Source organism: Sinorhizobium garamanticum (assembly GCF_029892065.1).
Classification (GTDB): Bacteria; Pseudomonadota; Alphaproteobacteria; order Rhizobiales; family Rhizobiaceae; genus Sinorhizobium; species Sinorhizobium garamanticum.
Window position 1 is genome coordinate 3,433,741 of record NZ_CP120373.1, and the last position, 14,669, is coordinate 3,448,409.

The 14,669-nt window shown below is 61.5% G+C and carries 13 protein-coding genes and 1 pseudogene; 8 read left to right on the top strand and 6 right to left on the bottom strand.

Features of this window, described 5'->3' with window-relative positions; translation table 11 throughout:
* Positions 1–72: 72 nt before the first annotated feature.
* Both moaA and PZN02_RS16205 read right to left on the bottom strand, forming a co-directional pair.
* Positions 73–1,122 carry a GTP 3',8-cyclase MoaA gene (gene moaA, locus PZN02_RS16200; protein ID WP_280658972.1) on the bottom strand — a complete coding sequence of 350 codons (1,050 nt, stop codon included), beginning with the start codon at positions 1,120–1,122 and terminating at the stop codon, positions 73–75.
* The gene (locus tag PZN02_RS16205; protein ID WP_280658973.1) at positions 1,119–1,352 is read right to left on the bottom strand and encodes a hypothetical protein; all 234 of its coding nucleotides are present in this window, start codon (positions 1,350–1,352) and stop codon (positions 1,119–1,121) included. Before PZN02_RS16205 ends, moaA begins: the two co-directional genes overlap by 4 nt.
* A gap of 42 nt (positions 1,353–1,394) precedes the next feature.
* On the opposite strand from PZN02_RS16205, the gene PZN02_RS16210 reads away from it, so the two are divergent.
* Positions 1,395–1,769, top strand: a complete 375-nt coding sequence (locus PZN02_RS16210) for a gamma-butyrobetaine hydroxylase family protein (protein ID WP_280658974.1) — start codon at positions 1,395–1,397, stop codon at positions 1,767–1,769.
* A gap of 120 nt (positions 1,770–1,889) precedes the next feature.
* On the opposite strand, the gene PZN02_RS16215 is transcribed toward PZN02_RS16210, so the two are convergent.
* Positions 1,890–2,369 (bottom strand): MarR family winged helix-turn-helix transcriptional regulator, encoded by a 480-nt coding sequence (locus PZN02_RS16215; RefSeq protein WP_280658975.1) that lies wholly within the window; start codon positions 2,367–2,369, stop codon positions 1,890–1,892.
* Between the two features lie 47 nt (positions 2,370–2,416).
* Here PZN02_RS16215 and PZN02_RS16220 point away from each other — a divergent pair, with 47 nt between their 5' ends.
* Positions 2,417–3,334, top strand: a complete 918-nt coding sequence (locus PZN02_RS16220) for an alpha/beta fold hydrolase (protein WP_280658976.1) — start codon at positions 2,417–2,419, stop codon at positions 3,332–3,334.
* Between the two features lie 67 nt (positions 3,335–3,401).
* Entirely contained in the window at positions 3,402–4,010 is a 609-nt protein-coding gene (locus tag PZN02_RS16225; RefSeq protein ID WP_280658977.1) for a pyridoxamine 5'-phosphate oxidase family protein, read from the top strand.
* A gap of 43 nt (positions 4,011–4,053) precedes the next feature.
* Here PZN02_RS16225 and PZN02_RS16230 read toward each other — a convergent pair whose 3' ends face one another.
* Positions 4,054–5,124 (bottom strand): GGDEF domain-containing protein, encoded by a 1,071-nt coding sequence (locus tag PZN02_RS16230; protein WP_280658978.1) that lies wholly within the window; start codon positions 5,122–5,124, stop codon positions 4,054–4,056.
* Between the two features lie 295 nt (positions 5,125–5,419).
* Positions 5,420–6,982: pseudogene (gene fumC, locus PZN02_RS16235) on the bottom strand (class II fumarate hydratase).
* A gap of 345 nt (positions 6,983–7,327) precedes the next feature.
* Between fumC and PZN02_RS16240 the strand changes: the two are divergent.
* On the top strand, positions 7,328–9,217 hold the full coding sequence (locus tag PZN02_RS16240; RefSeq protein WP_280658980.1) for a L,D-transpeptidase family protein: 1,890 nt from the start codon (positions 7,328–7,330) through the stop codon (positions 9,215–9,217).
* A gap of 31 nt (positions 9,218–9,248) precedes the next feature.
* Here PZN02_RS16240 and PZN02_RS16245 read toward each other — a convergent pair whose 3' ends face one another.
* Positions 9,249–9,932 (bottom strand): HAD family hydrolase, encoded by a 684-nt coding sequence (locus tag PZN02_RS16245; RefSeq protein ID WP_280658981.1) that lies wholly within the window; start codon positions 9,930–9,932, stop codon positions 9,249–9,251.
* 220 nt (positions 9,933–10,152) lie between these two features.
* On the opposite strand from PZN02_RS16245, the gene rpiA reads away from it, so the two are divergent.
* From rpiA to PZN02_RS16265, 4 genes are all read left to right on the top strand, one after another.
* Entirely contained in the window at positions 10,153–10,848 is a 696-nt protein-coding gene (rpiA, locus tag PZN02_RS16250) for a ribose-5-phosphate isomerase RpiA (protein WP_280658982.1), read from the top strand.
* 120 nt (positions 10,849–10,968) lie between these two features.
* Complete coding sequence (locus tag PZN02_RS16255; RefSeq protein ID WP_280658983.1) at positions 10,969–11,514, top strand: DUF2059 domain-containing protein; 546 nt, start codon at positions 10,969–10,971, stop codon at positions 11,512–11,514.
* 167 nt (positions 11,515–11,681) lie between these two features.
* Entirely contained in the window at positions 11,682–13,073 is a 1,392-nt protein-coding gene (gene gor / locus PZN02_RS16260; RefSeq protein WP_280658984.1) for a glutathione-disulfide reductase, read from the top strand.
* A 211-nt stretch (positions 13,074–13,284) separates the two neighbouring features.
* Positions 13,285–14,658 (top strand): class II 3-deoxy-7-phosphoheptulonate synthase, encoded by a 1,374-nt coding sequence (locus PZN02_RS16265; protein WP_180937793.1) that lies wholly within the window; start codon positions 13,285–13,287, stop codon positions 14,656–14,658.
* Positions 14,659–14,669 lie beyond the last annotated feature (11 nt).

A 14,669-nucleotide genomic window follows, 5' to 3' on the forward strand; every position in this document is an offset into this window, starting at 1 on the left:
CTATCGGTAAGAAAGGGCCCCGCGGTCGGGACCGACGGCGGGGCCTTCGGCTTTTTTAGATTTCTGAGAATGTCAGCCGCCGGTTACGCTCATGTGGCGTGCGACGGCCGGGCGGTTGTGCTCGCGGTCGATGATGAAGTCGTGCCCCTTCGGCTTGCGGGAGATCGCCTCGTCGATGACGCGCGATAGGTAGGCATCGTGGTCTGTCGAGCGCAGCGCTGCGCGCAGATCAGCCGCATCGTTTTGGCCGAGGCACATATAGAGCGTCCCGGTGCAAGTCAGCCGCACGCGGTTGCAGCTTTCGCAGAAATTGTGGGTGAGCGGTGTGATCAGTCCGAGGCGGCCGCCCGTCTCCGCCACCTCGACGTAGCGGGCAGGGCCACCGGTGCGGTAGGGGATATCCTTGAGCGTGAACTGAGTTTCCAGACGCTCGCGCATCTCGGAAAGCGGCAGGTAGTGGTCGGTCCTGTCCTCGTCGACTTCGCCCATCGGCATCGTCTCGATCAGCGTCAGGTCCATGCCGCGCCCGTGTGCCCAGCGCATCAGCTCGGGTATCTCGGCGTCGTTGAAGCCCTTAAGCGCCACCGCGTTGATCTTCACCTTAAGGCCGGCTGCCTGGGCTGCGTCGATCCCCTCGAGGACCTTCGAGAGCTCGCCCCAGCGGGTGATCTGGCGGAACTTGTCATGGTCGCGGGTATCGAGCGAAACATTGATGCGACGCACGCCGCAATCGGCAAGTTCGGCCGCGAATTTGGAAAGCTGCGAACCGTTGGTCGTCAGCGTCAGCTCGTCGAGGCGGCCGGCGTGGATCTCCTTACCAAGCTCGCGAACGAGGAACATGATGTTCTTGCGCACCAATGGCTCGCCGCCGGTCAGCCGAAGCTTGCGCACACCCTTCGCGATGAAGGCGGAACAGAGCCGATGCAATTCCTCGAGCGTCAGCAAATCCTTCTTCGGCAAGAAGGTCATATGCTCAGCCATGCAGTAGCTGCAGCGGAAATCGCAGCGGTCGGTGACTGACACGCGCAGATAGGTGATGGTCCGACCGAAAGGGTCGATCATGGGCGTCGTGGAACTGTCGAGCGGCTGTGCGCCATTTCTGTCTATCGCTGCATTATTCAAGGCTTTTCTCCCGATGCTTTCAATGTCGTGGGCAAAAACCGTGGCGTCAAGGCGCATACTGTCGCAAATTTTGGTGAAGCGGCGGTCGAGCGGAACGCTTGCGGGCCGAATCCAAAGGAAGAAATGGCACTTGCGCCTGCATTGGCTCGAAAGATTTGAAAAAGATTCGGCTTTTTCATTTCAGAGGCGAACATCTGCTCTGGCGGACGAAATTGATAGGCCTTGGGCATGATCTGGGGTAGTGCTCAGGGGATGAATGCGGAGTGAGTATCATGAGTGAATTCTGGCCCACTGAGTTGCGCGTATCGAAAGACCGTCACCGCCTCACTGTCACTTTCGACGACGGCGCCTCCTATAACCTGTCAGCGGAAATGCTGCGCGTGCTTTCGCCGTCGGCCGAGGTGCAGGGGCACGGGCCGGGCCAGCGGGTGACCGTACCCGGCAAACGCAATGTCCAGATCATTTCGGTGCAGCCGACCGGCAACTACGCCGTGCGCATCGGCTTCGATGATTTCCATGATACGGGGATCTTCACTTGGAGCTATCTGCGCGAACTCGGAGAAAAAGGCGCGGAACTCTTCGCTGCCTATGAGCAGGAGCTGGCCGTAAAGGGCATGTCGCGTGACAAGTCGGAAAAGCCACGCTGACCATTGCATGTTTCCTTACGTCGTAGCCGATTTAACGACAAAAAAACATCCAGCAATTCGAAGTTGCCACAGGGTCCCTTGCGCGTCTGATTGACGCGCAGCGCTGCGCGATCAGCGTTTTCAATCACTGTCTTCCTTCAGGAGGAAGGCGATGAGCCGCTCCATCGACTGCGCGACCGTCATGCATTCCTCGATCGGCGAACCTGTCAGCGACTTTTCGATAAGCGCCGTCTGGATTTCCATTGCCTCTTCGGTGAGCGTACGGCCAGCCGGCGTCAGCGAGAGCCGCAAGACGCGCTTGTCGCGCTCGTCTCCGCGACGCTCTATCAGGCCTCGCTTCTCGAGCTGCGGCAACAGCATGCTCATGTTGGAGCGACCGACGAGCAATTTGCGGGCGAGTTCCTGCTGCGTGATGCCGTCGAAGCGGTAGAGATTGATCAGAATATCGAGATGCGGCGGCTTGATGTCGAGATGGGCGAGTTCCCGCGTCAATGTCTGTTGCATCAATTGGCAGGCGCGGGCGACGGCGATCCAGCTTCGAAAGCGCGGATGATCCCAGGGGAAGTGATGGTGTTCTGTTGTCACTTGCTTTTTGTTCATCGTTGTACAATGATGTTCATAGTTGAACATTTCAAGAGAGTTTCACTATGGCATCCTTCGGAGTCAAGGTCATCCGTCCGGCGCTGAAGGCCGTGTCTGCCCTTTCCGCCGATGCTGCCGGCAGGCTCGCCTTCAAAATCTTCTGTCTCACACCGAGCCGCAAGCCGAAAAGCGCCAAGGAAGCAGCCGTGCTGAAAGCGGCGGCGGCGACCATGGAGCACTCGCGAAAGGTCACGCTGTCTTTCGCTGGCGGCTGGTTTGTCGCGCATCATTTCGCGCGGCGCCCGGGTGCCGGGGGCCCGCGTATCCTGCTTGCCCACGGCTGGGGATCGCGCAGTGCCTATCTCGCGACCTTGATCGATGGCCTGCTTGCTGCCGGCGCGGAGGTGGTTGCGCTCGATTGGCCGGGGCACGGCGCTTCGCCGGGACGGTCACTGCAGATGCCGCAGGCGGTGAGGGCGATCGATGCGGCCTGGCGCCATTTCGATGGATTCGACGTCGGGATCGGCCATTCCTTCGGCGGCGCGAGCCTCGCCTGCGCGGCAGGCGCCGTCGTCTGCGACGTGCCGGCGCGAGTTCCGGGAAAACTGGTTCTGATCGGCGCGCCGAGCGAAATGACCTGGCTCTTCAAGGGTTTCGGCAAGATGATGGCTCTCGCACCGGCGGCCCAGGCCGCCTTCGAAGGCATGGTCGAACGCCTTTCCGGCCGCCGGGTCGACGCCTTTGACGCAGCCCGCATTCTCGGCATGCTCAGGAAGCCGGTGCTCGTCATCCATGCGGAGGACGACAAGGAGGTTTCCGCTGCCCACGCCCACCGCTACGGGGCGGCCGGACCGAATGTCGAAATGTACTGGGCGAACGGTTTCGGCCATCGCCGCATCGTTTCCGCCGAACCGGTCATCGACAGGATCAAGGCTTTCCTTGGCGAAGGTAAGAAAGCTGCTCACTTGAGAAGAATCGCCTGATGCTGTCATCAAGACGTCATGCTATCCGTTGAAAGCGCATGCAAGAGCAGGCGTCACGGAGGATGGAATGACGGTCATCAGCACGGTCGAGGAACTGAAGGCACTTTACGGCGAGACGAGCGAGGCCTCGATCGTCAAAGTGACGAAGGCGCTGACTGCGGAGTATCGGCAGATGATCGAGGCCTCGCCTTTTGCTGCACTCGCGACCGTCGGGCCGGAGGGGCTCGATTGCTCGCCGCGCGGCGACGATCATTGTGTCGTCCGGGTCGCGGACGACAAGACCGTGCTGATGCCCGACTGGCGCGGCAACAACCGCGTCGATTCGCTTCTCAATATTGTCCGCGATCCGAGGGTGGCACTGATGTTCCTCGTTCCCGGGTCGAATACGACGATGCGCATCAACGGCACGGCGGTCGTCTGCGTCGATCCGGCGCTCACCGGCTCCTTCGAGGTCGACGGCAAGCATCCGCGCAGCGTGATCGTGATCACGGTCGGAGAGGTTTATTTTCAATGCGCGCGGGCGCTCATCCGTTCGCAGTTTTGGAATTCGGATCGCTTCGTCGACCCGGCATCGCTGCCGACTCCCGGCACGCTACTGAAAGCGGCAAAGGCCGATTTCGACAACGAAACTTACGACCGGGAGTGGCCCGGGCGCGCCGCCAAGACGATGTGGTAGGCGCGTCCGATCCTTCTGACAACGAGCCGGTACCGGAGTGTGCCTATCGGCGATAGATCAGCCAGTTGCGGCCGGAATCCTTGCGCATTCCCTCCTCGAAGAGGATCGTTCGGTTTCGCCCGGCATTCTTGGCCGAATAGAGGGCAACATCGGCCTTGTTGTAGAGATCGACCGGATCGTCCGCCTCTGTGGCCATGCAGACGCCGACGGAGAGGGTGATCGGGCCGTAATTGACGCCCGTCCTGGAGTTCTTGAAGGGCGTTCCGGCAAGCACAGTGCGGATCCGGTCAGCCGCCTGCAGGCATTCTTCCTGCGTGATGTCGTGGAGAATGACGGCGAATTCCTCGCCGCCGGTGCGCGCGACGAACGCATCCCGGCGCAAGTTGGCGCGGATGACACCGCCGACGGTGGCAAGGATCTTGTCGCCGACCGGATGACCGAACGTGTCGTTGACCTTCTTGAAATGATCGATGTCGGCGACGAGCAGGCCGGTGAAGTTGCGCAGATGTTCGCTGTTGTAGACGCCCGCCAGGGCGTCATCGAATGCCCGCCGGTTGGCGAGACGCGTCAATGAATCGGTGTTGGCGATGCGCTTGTATTCATCGAGCTCCTGGCGGATGACCTCCATTTCGAAGGATTTCTGGACGACGGTCTGAACGCGCTCCTTGCCCTGGTTCATCGTGTCCACGGTTGCTTCGGTCAGGATGCCGATGGCATGGCGCAGAATGTCGGCGCTGGCAGCGCTCTTGCTGGTCATATTGAGATAGGCTTCGTCGAGAACCTTGTTGTAGTTCTCGAGCGCGTATTGCTCGTCCTTCAAGAGGTTGACGAGTTCGGTCAGCTTGGCAGCAAGCGTGTTGTGCGCCCGCTCGATGCCGCTCGGATGGTGTATGTGGCTGAAATATTGTGCGCCGATCGCGTCGAGCTCTTCCTGTGTCGCCCGGCTGCCAAGCGCCGCAAGCTCCTTGGACAGTTGCGGGTTCGAACCGAGGTAGGCCTCGTAATAAAGCTCGTAATTGCGCGGTATCGGCGCCACCCCCATCATCCGCATCGCGTGGGTGACCTGCGCTGCAATATCGGGCGTCGGCGTCTTGTTTGAGGTTGCCGTTTGCATATGCAAACCTCCTTTATTTATCCAATTCTAATGTCTGGTTATTTCTAGGGGGAAATGATTTGTGAAGTCTTAACAATTGCTTGAGCGCATCGATGCAATTCGACCAATTTCGGGCTGATGCGCCTGAAGCGCCAAGCGTCTTGTCACACGCGCAAAGGACGCTGTAGCACCTGGAGTTGCGGCATGTTCTATCCCTAAATCGGCTACTATTTGAGGAAACATGCAGGAGCGCCACGCTGTGCCGGCGGCGAGGGTTGCCGCGGCGCCGGTATCGCGCCGCGGCAATCGGGATCGATCAGGCGGGGCTGATCATCGTTTCCGGACGGACGATGGCGTCGAACTCTTCGTTCGTCACATAGCCGCCGCCGACGGCTTCTTCGCGCAGCGTCGTGCCGTTCTTGTGTGCAGTCTTGGCGATCTTCGCGGCATTGTCGTAGCCGATCTTCGGCGCCAGTGCGGTGACGAGCATCAGCGAGCGGTCAAGCGCCGCCTTGATGTTGTCCTCACGGGCCTCAATTCCGACGACGCAATTGTCGGTGAATGACACTGCTGCGTCGGCGAGAAGCTGTACCGACTGAAGGAAGTTGTAGGCCATCAGCGGATTGTAGACGTTGAGCTCGAAATGACCCTGGCTGCCGGCGAAGGTCAGGGCCGCATGATTGCCGAACACCTGGACGCAGACTTGAGTGAGCGCCTCGCACTGGGTCGGGTTGACCTTGCCCGGCATGATCGACGAGCCTGGCTCGTTTTCCGGGAGCGACAGCTCGCCGAGGCCAGAGCGCGGTCCGGAGCCCAGGAAGCGGATGTCGTTGGCAATCTTGAAGAGCGCGGCCGCGGCGGCGTTGATCGCGCCATGGCTGAAGACCATCGAATCGTGAGCCGCCAGCGCCTCGAACTTGTTCGGCGCGGAGGTGAAGGCGATGCCGGTAATTGCTGCGATCTCCTCGGCAACTTTCTCGGCGAAGCCGATCGGCGCATTGAGACCCGTGCCGACGGCAGTGCCGCCCTGGGCGAGTTCGCAGAGGCCGGGCAGAGTCATGTCGATGCGCTTGATCGAGGACGCGACCTGCGCGGCATAGCCGGAAAACTCCTGACCGAGCGTCAGTGGCGTAGCATCCTGCGTGTGGGTGCGGCCGATCTTGATGATGTGGTCGAAGGCCTTCACCTTCTCTTCGAGCGCCTTGTGCAGATGCTTCAGCGCCGGCAGCAGGTCGTGGATGACGCGCTCGGCGCAGGCGATGTGCATGGCCGTCGGGTAGGTGTCGTTCGACGACTGGCTCATATTGACGTGGTCGTTCGGGTGAACGGGCTTTTTGGAGCCCATGACGCCGCCGAGCAGTTCGATTGCCCGGTTAGAAATGACCTCGTTCGCGTTCATGTTCGACTGCGTGCCGGAACCGGTCTGCCAGACGACGAGCGGGAAGTGATCATTGAGCTTGCCGTCGATGACTTCCTGCGCCGCCTTGACGATCGAATCGCCAATCGCCTGGTCGAGGCGACCGAGTGCCATGTTGGCCCGAGCCGCTGCCTGTTTGACGATGCCGAGGGCCCTGACGATCGCGACAGGCTGCTTTTCCCAGCCGATTTTGAAGTTCCCGAGCGAGCGCTGCGCCTGGGCGCCCCAATAGCGGTCGCTCGCCACCTCGATGGGGCCGAACGTATCTGTTTCCGTGCGGGTCGATGTCATCGTGATACCTGCCTTCGTCTGCGGTTCATGAAGCCGAGGCGAGAACGCTTCTCAGCCGGTCGTCCACCCCGGTGCCGGGCATCTCTCTGCCCCGGCAAAGCAAGCTTGTAAAGGGGCGGCAAAGGCATCTCCGGCCCTACAATCGTTTGAATTCTTGCGGTGCGCCAACAGGTTGGCGTTGCAGTCGGGGACGGTGATCGACGAACCCGTGGTCGCAAGAGTTGTGACCTTTCCGTCACATTGCGCGTTTTCCTTTTGTAGAGCCGGCTGTGCCCTGGGAAACACCGACACGCGCTCGACGGACGCAAAACGAAAACGAATCAAATTTTTATGACGTTTCGGCAGCAGTGGAGCGGCGTGTTTTGGAACAGATTTGACGCGGTTTGGCCCCTGCAGCGCCGGCGCGTTTCCTTTTCATTCACCATCCTTTTCTATAAGTCGGGGAGCACGAGGGCGTGGCGAGAATCTGGCGGCGGCCGAATTCGGCGGCAACGCGATACGGGGATGTTTGTTCTAATGAAAATTATCAAATCGGCAGCGATTGTGGCGCTCATGACCGGATGTGCGGTTGCAACCATCGATGTGCAGCCGGCATCGGCGCTCACCCTGATGGACTTCATCCGCGGCGGTAAGAAGCGAACATCGCCGGAGCACGCCCAGCCGTTGCCGGGCATGAGCATGATGGTGCCACAGCAGATCGATCCGCGCACGGCTGCAAAGCCGCCACGCGTCACGGGACCCCGGTACTATACCTACAAGGCCGAACCGCTCCGCCGGATCGCCACGGATCGGTTGCTCGATCCCGTCGTGACCGGTTCGGTGCAGAACGGCGCCTTGCCCCCGATGCTGCGCCCACCGCTTTCGGACGCGCGGCAGTTTCTCCCCGAGATCAACGTCCGCGCCACGGACGCCGTCGCAAAGGCGGTCGAGAACTACTATGGCGCCCGGACGGACTTCGCGTGGATCGCTGGTAGCGGCGTCAGCGCGCGCGCCAAGTCGGCTCTTGCGGTGCTCGCGCAAGCCGCGAAGGTCGGCCTCGACCCGCAGGACTACGCGGTTGACGTGCCGTCCGACACCTTCGATCGGGGCGACATGATCGCCCGCGAAAAGGAGCTGGTGCAGTTCGAAATAGCGATGTCCGTCGCGACCCTGACCTATGTACAGGACACGGTCCGTGGCCGCATCGATCCGAACAAGATCTCAGGCTATCACGACTTCAAGCGCAAGAACGTCGATCTCTTCGCATTCCTCGACAAGATTGCGGGAAGCGATGACGTCGCGGCACTGATTGAAAGTCAGAATCCAAAGAGCGCGCAATTCCTGGCCCTGAAAGCGGAACTGGAACGCCTGCGCGCGCAGATTGACGCGACCCCACGTGTGGAAATCGCACCGGGTACACTGCTGAAGCCCGGCCAGAGCAACCCGGAACTCGCCAATGTCATCGCCGGAATCAAGCTTAAGGCGTCCGAATCGCTGAAGGCCGAACATGCCGTCGTGCTCGCGAGCTATCAGGGAACCCCGGACTACACGCCCGAGCTGGTGTCGGTGGTCGAATCCTTCCAGAAGGAGCATGGCCTGAAGGCCGATGGCGTCGTCGGCCAGGCCTCGATCCGCGTGCTGACAGGCGGCGACACGACAGCCAGCAAGATCAACAAGGTTGAAATCGCGATGGAGCAGGCGCGCTGGCTCCCGGATGGATTGGGCAGCCGCTACGTCTTCATCAACCAGCCCGCCTTCACGGCCTCCTACACCGACCAGGGCGTGGAACAGTTTTCCATGCGCGTGGTTGTCGGGTCGAAGACGAACCAGACCTACTTCTTCCAGGACGAGATCCAGACGGTCGAGGTCAATCCCTACTGGGGCGTGCCGCAATCGATCATCGTCAACGAGATGCTGCCGAAGCTCAGAAGCGACCCCGGCTATCTCGACCGCATGGGCTATCAGGTCGAGATCGGTGGCCGTGTCGTCTCGTCGTCCGCCGTCAATTGGTATGCATCGACCTCCTCGGTCGCGGTGCGCCAGCCGCCGAGCAGCGACAACGCGCTTGGCGAACTGAAGATCCTCTTCCCGAACGCTCACGCGATCTACATGCATGACACGCCGTCGAAGAGCTTCTTCAAGCGCGACCAGCGGGCGCTCAGCCATGGCTGCGTGCGGCTCGCCGATCCGCGCCGCATGGCCGCTGCGGTTCTCGGTACGAGCATCGACGAAGTCGGCATGGAAATAGCGAGCGGCAGCAACAAGGCCTTGCAGGTGCCGCAGAAAGTGCCCGTCTATGTTTCCTATTTTACCGCATGGCCGAACAAGACCGGCACCGTTGAATATTTCAACGATGTCTATGATCGCGACATGTATATGAACCGGGCACTGGACGCGACGCGCAACGCTCGCCGCGCCGAGGGATAAAATGAGAAAGGGCCGGGAGACCGGCCCTTTCTCATTTGCGCTTTCGCGCGAGAAGCGTTTCGACCAAATGGGGTGTCAGCTCGTCGAAATGCTGGATGATGCGATCGGGAGCGAGGCTCTCGATCGGCACGTCGGAATAGCCGAACGGCACGGCAATCGAAGGCACCGACGCGTTCCGCGCGACAAGGATATCGTTGAGGCTGTCGCCGACCATCACGGAGCGCTCGGCGATACCGCCGGCATTGGCGACCGTTGAAAGCAGATGTTCCGCATCCGGCTTGCGGACCGCGAAGGTGTCGCCCCCGGCGACGGCTGCGAACCGGCCGAGCAGGCCAAGCCTTTCGAGAAGGCGCGTTGCGAGCATTTCCGGTTTGTTGGTGCAGACAGCGAGCTTCAGGCCGGCATCCTGCAGGCGATCGAGTGCCGCGACGAGGCCCGGATAGGGCACCGAGTCCCCGGGCATTGAGCCGTGGTAAAAATCCACGAACTCCTTCATCTGCCAGGCAAGGTCCCCTTCGCTGAGTGCCTTGCCGCGCAGCGCGAACGTGCGCTCGATCATTGCCCGCGCGCCGTGACCGACGAGATTGGTCAGGTCCGCATAGGTGACGGGCTCGACGCCGGCCTGTGTGACTGCGTGATTGAGGCTAGCGACGAGATCCGGAGCGGTGTCGACAAGCGTACCGTCGAGATCGAAGACGACAATGGGAGGAGACACTGGGAACCTCGTGTTGCGGAAACCATAGCTGTTCGGGTAGGCGAAGTGGGCGAGGAATGCAATGGCGCGGATCAGCGCAGCCTGCTGCCGGAATCCGGTAAACCGCTCTTATTTTGGCTTTTGTTTGCTGCGACGGGCGTGTAAGTGTCTCACCGACAATTGGACAGTGGCTGGCCTGCGTGGCTGGCCATTTGAGCGATCACGAGGGAGCGAGTGGCGCATGGACGCCCGCCAAATGAAGATCAAGGCCGCAGCGGCGGCGCTTGAATATGTCGAGAACGGCATGCGGCTTGGAATTGGTACCGGTTCGACCGCCGAAGAATTCGTCCGGCTGCTCGGCGAAAAGGTCGCGTCGGGCTTTCAGATCACCGGCGTGCCGACGTCCGAGCGGACAGCGAGGCTTTGCCTCGAACTCGGCGTGCCTTTGAAGTCGCTCGACGAACTGCCGGAGTTGGATCTCACCATCGACGGTGCCGATGAGGTAGATGGGAAGCTGAGATTGATCAAGGGCGGCGGCGGCGCGCTGCTGCGCGAGAAAATCGTCGCCAGCGCCTCTAAACGCATGATCGTCATCGCCGACGAATCGAAGGTTGTCGACGTGCTCGGCGCGTTCAAGCTGCCGATCGAAGTGAATCCGTTCGGGCAGGTGGCAACGCGGCTGGCGATAGAGAAGGTCGCGTCCCGGATGGGAATGACTGGCGATATCGTCGTTCGCGCGTCGGGCGACGGCCCGTTCATGACCGACGGGGGACACCTAATCCTCGATGCATCTTTTGGCCGTATTCCTGATGCAGATGCGCTCGCGGCAGAGCTGAACGCCATCCCCGGGGTGGTTGAGCACGGGCTGTTTATCGGGATTGCGTCGTTGGCGATCATCGCCGGTCCGGAGGGAGCCCGTACCCTGACGGCGTCCTGAGCCGGTCCCGCCGCTTCCATGAAGCGTCGCGGATGGCGCAGAAAATAAGTTTCCGCACATGTCTGCTTGGCGGCGGCGATCGGCCGGGCGACAGGTGCCAACACAGGAGCATGGATAACAATGAACAAACTCACAGGTCTTGCCCGCACTCTCGCAGCTGCTGCCGTACTCGTTTCGGTTTCGGTTCCGGCAGTTCGCGCCCAGGACGTGACGGAAGATCAAGTTAAGGCCGCCCGCGCGACCATCGCAGCGCTCGGCGTGACCAACACCTTCGACAACATTCTGCCGCGTCTCGCCGAGCGACTGAAGAATACGCTGATCCAGTCCTCGCCGAACCACCAGGAACTGATCACCGCGACGGTCGACGAGAAGGCGCTCGCTCTTGCGGCGCGGCGTGCGGATCTGGAGCGCGAGGCCGCAACCATTTATGCCAAGACGTTCTCGGTCGAGGAACTGAACGCGATCACCGAGTTCTACAGCTCGCCCGCCGGTAAGAAGCTGCTGAACGACGGTCCGATCGCTTCCCGCGAGTTGCTGAAGGCAGCCGATATCTGGGCGGCCGGCGTTTCGCGCGATCTGACCCAGGAGGCGACCAAGTCGCTCGATACGACAATCGGCGGCGCACCTGCAGCCGACGCTGGTACCGCCGCGCCGGCGCAGCAGTAATTGCCGCAAGGACGACGACAGATCGATAAAGCCCGGAGCAATCCGGGCTTTTCTTTTTTTGCGCCGCAATACTATATCAATGGCGAAGGGTGAGGCGGGGGTTCGTGCCTTCCATCCTCCAATCCGACATTTTCGACTGATACGATTTTTCACACCAGGAGCTCGCCATGACCGCTTTCGACTATGACCTCTTCGTGATCGGCGGTGGTTCGGGTGGCGTCAGAAGCGGGCGTCTGGCAGCGGCGCTCGGCAAGAAGGTGGCGATTGCGGAGGAGTTTCGATACGGCGGCACCTGCGTAATCCGCGGCTGCGTGCCGAAGAAGCTCTATGTCTATGCTTCGCAATATTCGGAGCATTTCGAGGACGCGGCGGGATTCGGCTGGACGGTTGGCGAAAGCCGCTTCGACTGGGCCAAGCTGGTCGCGGCCAAGGAACAGGAAATCTCCCGTCTCGAGGGCCTATATCGCAAGGGGCTCGCGAATTCCGGCGCCGAAATCCTCGATACCCGCGCCGAACTCGTAGGCCCGAACACGGTGCGGCTGCTGGCGAGCGGAAAGACCGTCACAGCCGAGCGCATCGTGATCGCAGTCGGCGGGCATCCGAGCCCGCACGATGCGCTTCCAGGGCACGAGCTGTGCATCAGCTCCAACGAGGCCTTCGACCTCGCCGAACTGCCGAAATCGATCCTCATCGCCGGCGGCGGCTATATCGCAATCGAATTCGCTAACATTTTCCATGGGTTGGGTGTCGAGACGACGCTGATTTATCGCGGCAAGGAAATTCTCTCGCGCTTTGATCAGGACCTCAGGCGCGGCCTCCACGCGGCGATGGAAGAGAAGGGCATCCGCATCCTGTGTGAGGATATCATCCAGTCGGTATCGACCGATGCACAAGGCCGACGCGTCGCTCAGACGATGAAGCACGGTGAACTCGTTGTCGACCAGGTGATGCTCGCTCTGGGGCGCGTGCCGAACACCAAGGGGCTCGGCCTCGAAAACGCGGGCATCAAGGTAAACGAGCGCGGCGCAATCATTGTCGATGCCTTCTCGCGCACGAGCGCACCGGGCATCTACGCGCTCGGCGACGTGACCGACCGCGTACAGCTGACGCCGGTAGCGATCCACGAGGCTATGTCCTTCATCGAGACCGAATACAAGAACAACCCGACGTCGCCGGATCACGACCTGATCGCGACCGCTGTCTTCTCGCAGCCGGAGATCGGCACGGTCGGAATGACGGAAGAAGACGCGGCGCGCAAATTCGATGAGCTCGAAGTCTATCGCGCCGAGTTCCGTCCGATGAAGGCGACCCTTTCGGGACGGAAGGAAAAGATAATCGTGAAGCTTGTGGTCAACGCCGCCGACCGCAAGGTGGTGGGTGCGCATATCCTCGGCCACGATGCCGGCGAAATGGCGCAACTGCTCGGAATTTCGCTGAAGGCCGGATGCACCAAGGACGACTTCGATCGCACCATGGCCGTGCATCCGACGGCGGCGGAGGAACTGGTGACCATGTACCAGCCTTCCTACCGGATCAGAAAGGGCGAAAGGGTCGCGTGAGCCCGCCTGGCGGCGGCAAAGCGGCCACCGATGTTTTCTGGTAGAATGGCTTTCCAAGCCCCATGTTAACGTTTATAAGCCCGCATCCGCGAAGTCATCGGCTCGGGGGCGGGCGCGACGGCTGGGATCATGGAAATCCGAATACCGGGCGGTTATACGACCGCGGGCGCGACGTGCGCGGGGCTCCCGCGTCAGACAACAGGTGATGGAAATGGCACAGACTTGGACTCCGAACAGCTGGCGGCAGAAACCCATTCAGCAGGTGCCGGACTATCCGGACCTCGCAGCGCTTGAGGCAGTGGAAACACGCCTCGCGAAGTATCCGCCGCTTGTGTTCGCCGGTGAGGCGCGGCGTCTGAAGACTGCGCTCGCCAATGTCGCCGAGGGCCGTGGTTTCCTGCTGCAGGGCGGTGACTGCGCGGAGAGCTTCGCCGAGCACGGCGCAGACACCATCCGCGATTTCTTCCGCGCCTTCCTCCAGATGGCCGTCGTCCTGACCTTCGGCGCACAGCAGCCGGTGGTCAAGGTCGGCCGTATCGCCGGCCAGTTCGCCAAGCCGCGCTCCTCGGGCGTGGAAAAGCAGGGTGACGTGACGTTGCCGAGCTACCGCGGCGACATCATCAACGGCATCGAGTTCACGGAGGAGGCCCGCGTGCCCAATCCGGAGCGGCAGGTCATGGCCTACCGCCAGTCCGCCGCGACGCTGAACCTGCTGCGTGCCTTCGCGATGGGCGGCTACGCCAACCTCGAGAACGTGCATCAGTGGATGCTCGGCTTCGTCAAGGACAGCCCGCAGGCCGAGCGCTACCGCAAGCTCGCCGACCGGATCTCCGAGACCATGGATTTCATGAAGGCGATCGGCATCACCTCGGAAAACCACCCGAGCCTGCGCGAGACCGATTTCTTCACCAGCCACGAGGCGCTGCTGCTCGGCTACGAGCAGGCGCTCACCCGGGTCGACTCGACCTCCGGTGATTGGTATGCGACCTCGGGCCACATGATCTGGATCGGCGACCGCACGCGTCAGCCCGACCATGCGCATGTCGAATATTGCCGTGGTATCAAGAACCCGCTCGGCCTCAAGTGCGGCCCGTCGCTGACCGCCGACGGCCTGCTGGAACTGATCGACCTCCTCAACCCGGCAAACGAGGCGGGCCGCCTGACGCTCATCTGCCGTTTCGGTCACGACAAGGTGGCCGAGCATCTGCCGCGCCTCATCCGCGCGGTCGAGCGCGAGGGCAAGAAGGTGGTGTGGTCGTGCGATCCGATGCACGGCAACACGATCACGCTCAACAACTACAAGACCCGGCCCTTCGAACGGATCCTGTCGGAAGTCGAAAGCTTCTTCCAGATTCACCGCGCGGAAGGCACGCACCCGGGCGGCATCCACATCGAGATGACCGGCAACGATGTCACCGAATGCACCGGCGGCGCGCGTGCGCTTTCCGGCGACGATCTTGCCGATCGCTATCACACCCATTGCGATCCGCGCCTGAACGCGGACCAGGCTCTCGAACTTGCCTTCCTGCTCGCCGAGCGCATGAAGGGCGGCCGCGACGAGAAGAAGATGGTCGTCAACGGTTGATCAGGGACGAA

Excerpts from the sequence above, each read along its gene's own strand:
- PZN02_RS16205 (WP_280658973.1), bottom strand. The coding sequence starts at position 1,352 with ATGCCCAAGGCCTATCAATTTCGTCCGCCAGAGCAGATGTTCGCCTCT.
- PZN02_RS16210 (WP_280658974.1), top strand. The coding sequence starts at position 1,395 with ATGAGTGAATTCTGGCCCACTGAGTTGCGCGTATCGAAAGACCGTCAC.
- PZN02_RS16215 (WP_280658975.1), bottom strand. The coding sequence starts at position 2,369 with ATGAACAAAAAGCAAGTGACAACAGAACACCATCACTTCCCCTGGGAT.
- PZN02_RS16220 (WP_280658976.1), top strand. The coding sequence starts at position 2,417 with ATGGCATCCTTCGGAGTCAAGGTCATCCGTCCGGCGCTGAAGGCCGTG.
- PZN02_RS16225 (WP_280658977.1), top strand. The coding sequence starts at position 3,402 with ATGACGGTCATCAGCACGGTCGAGGAACTGAAGGCACTTTACGGCGAG.
- PZN02_RS16230 (WP_280658978.1), bottom strand. The coding sequence starts at position 5,124 with ATGCAAACGGCAACCTCAAACAAGACGCCGACGCCCGATATTGCAGCG.
- PZN02_RS16240 (WP_280658980.1), top strand. The coding sequence starts at position 7,328 with ATGAAAATTATCAAATCGGCAGCGATTGTGGCGCTCATGACCGGATGT.
- rpiA (WP_280658982.1), top strand. The coding sequence starts at position 10,153 with ATGGACGCCCGCCAAATGAAGATCAAGGCCGCAGCGGCGGCGCTTGAA.
- PZN02_RS16255 (WP_280658983.1), top strand. The coding sequence starts at position 10,969 with ATGAACAAACTCACAGGTCTTGCCCGCACTCTCGCAGCTGCTGCCGTA.
- gor (WP_280658984.1), top strand. The coding sequence starts at position 11,682 with ATGACCGCTTTCGACTATGACCTCTTCGTGATCGGCGGTGGTTCGGGT.
- PZN02_RS16265 (WP_180937793.1), top strand. The coding sequence starts at position 13,285 with ATGGCACAGACTTGGACTCCGAACAGCTGGCGGCAGAAACCCATTCAG.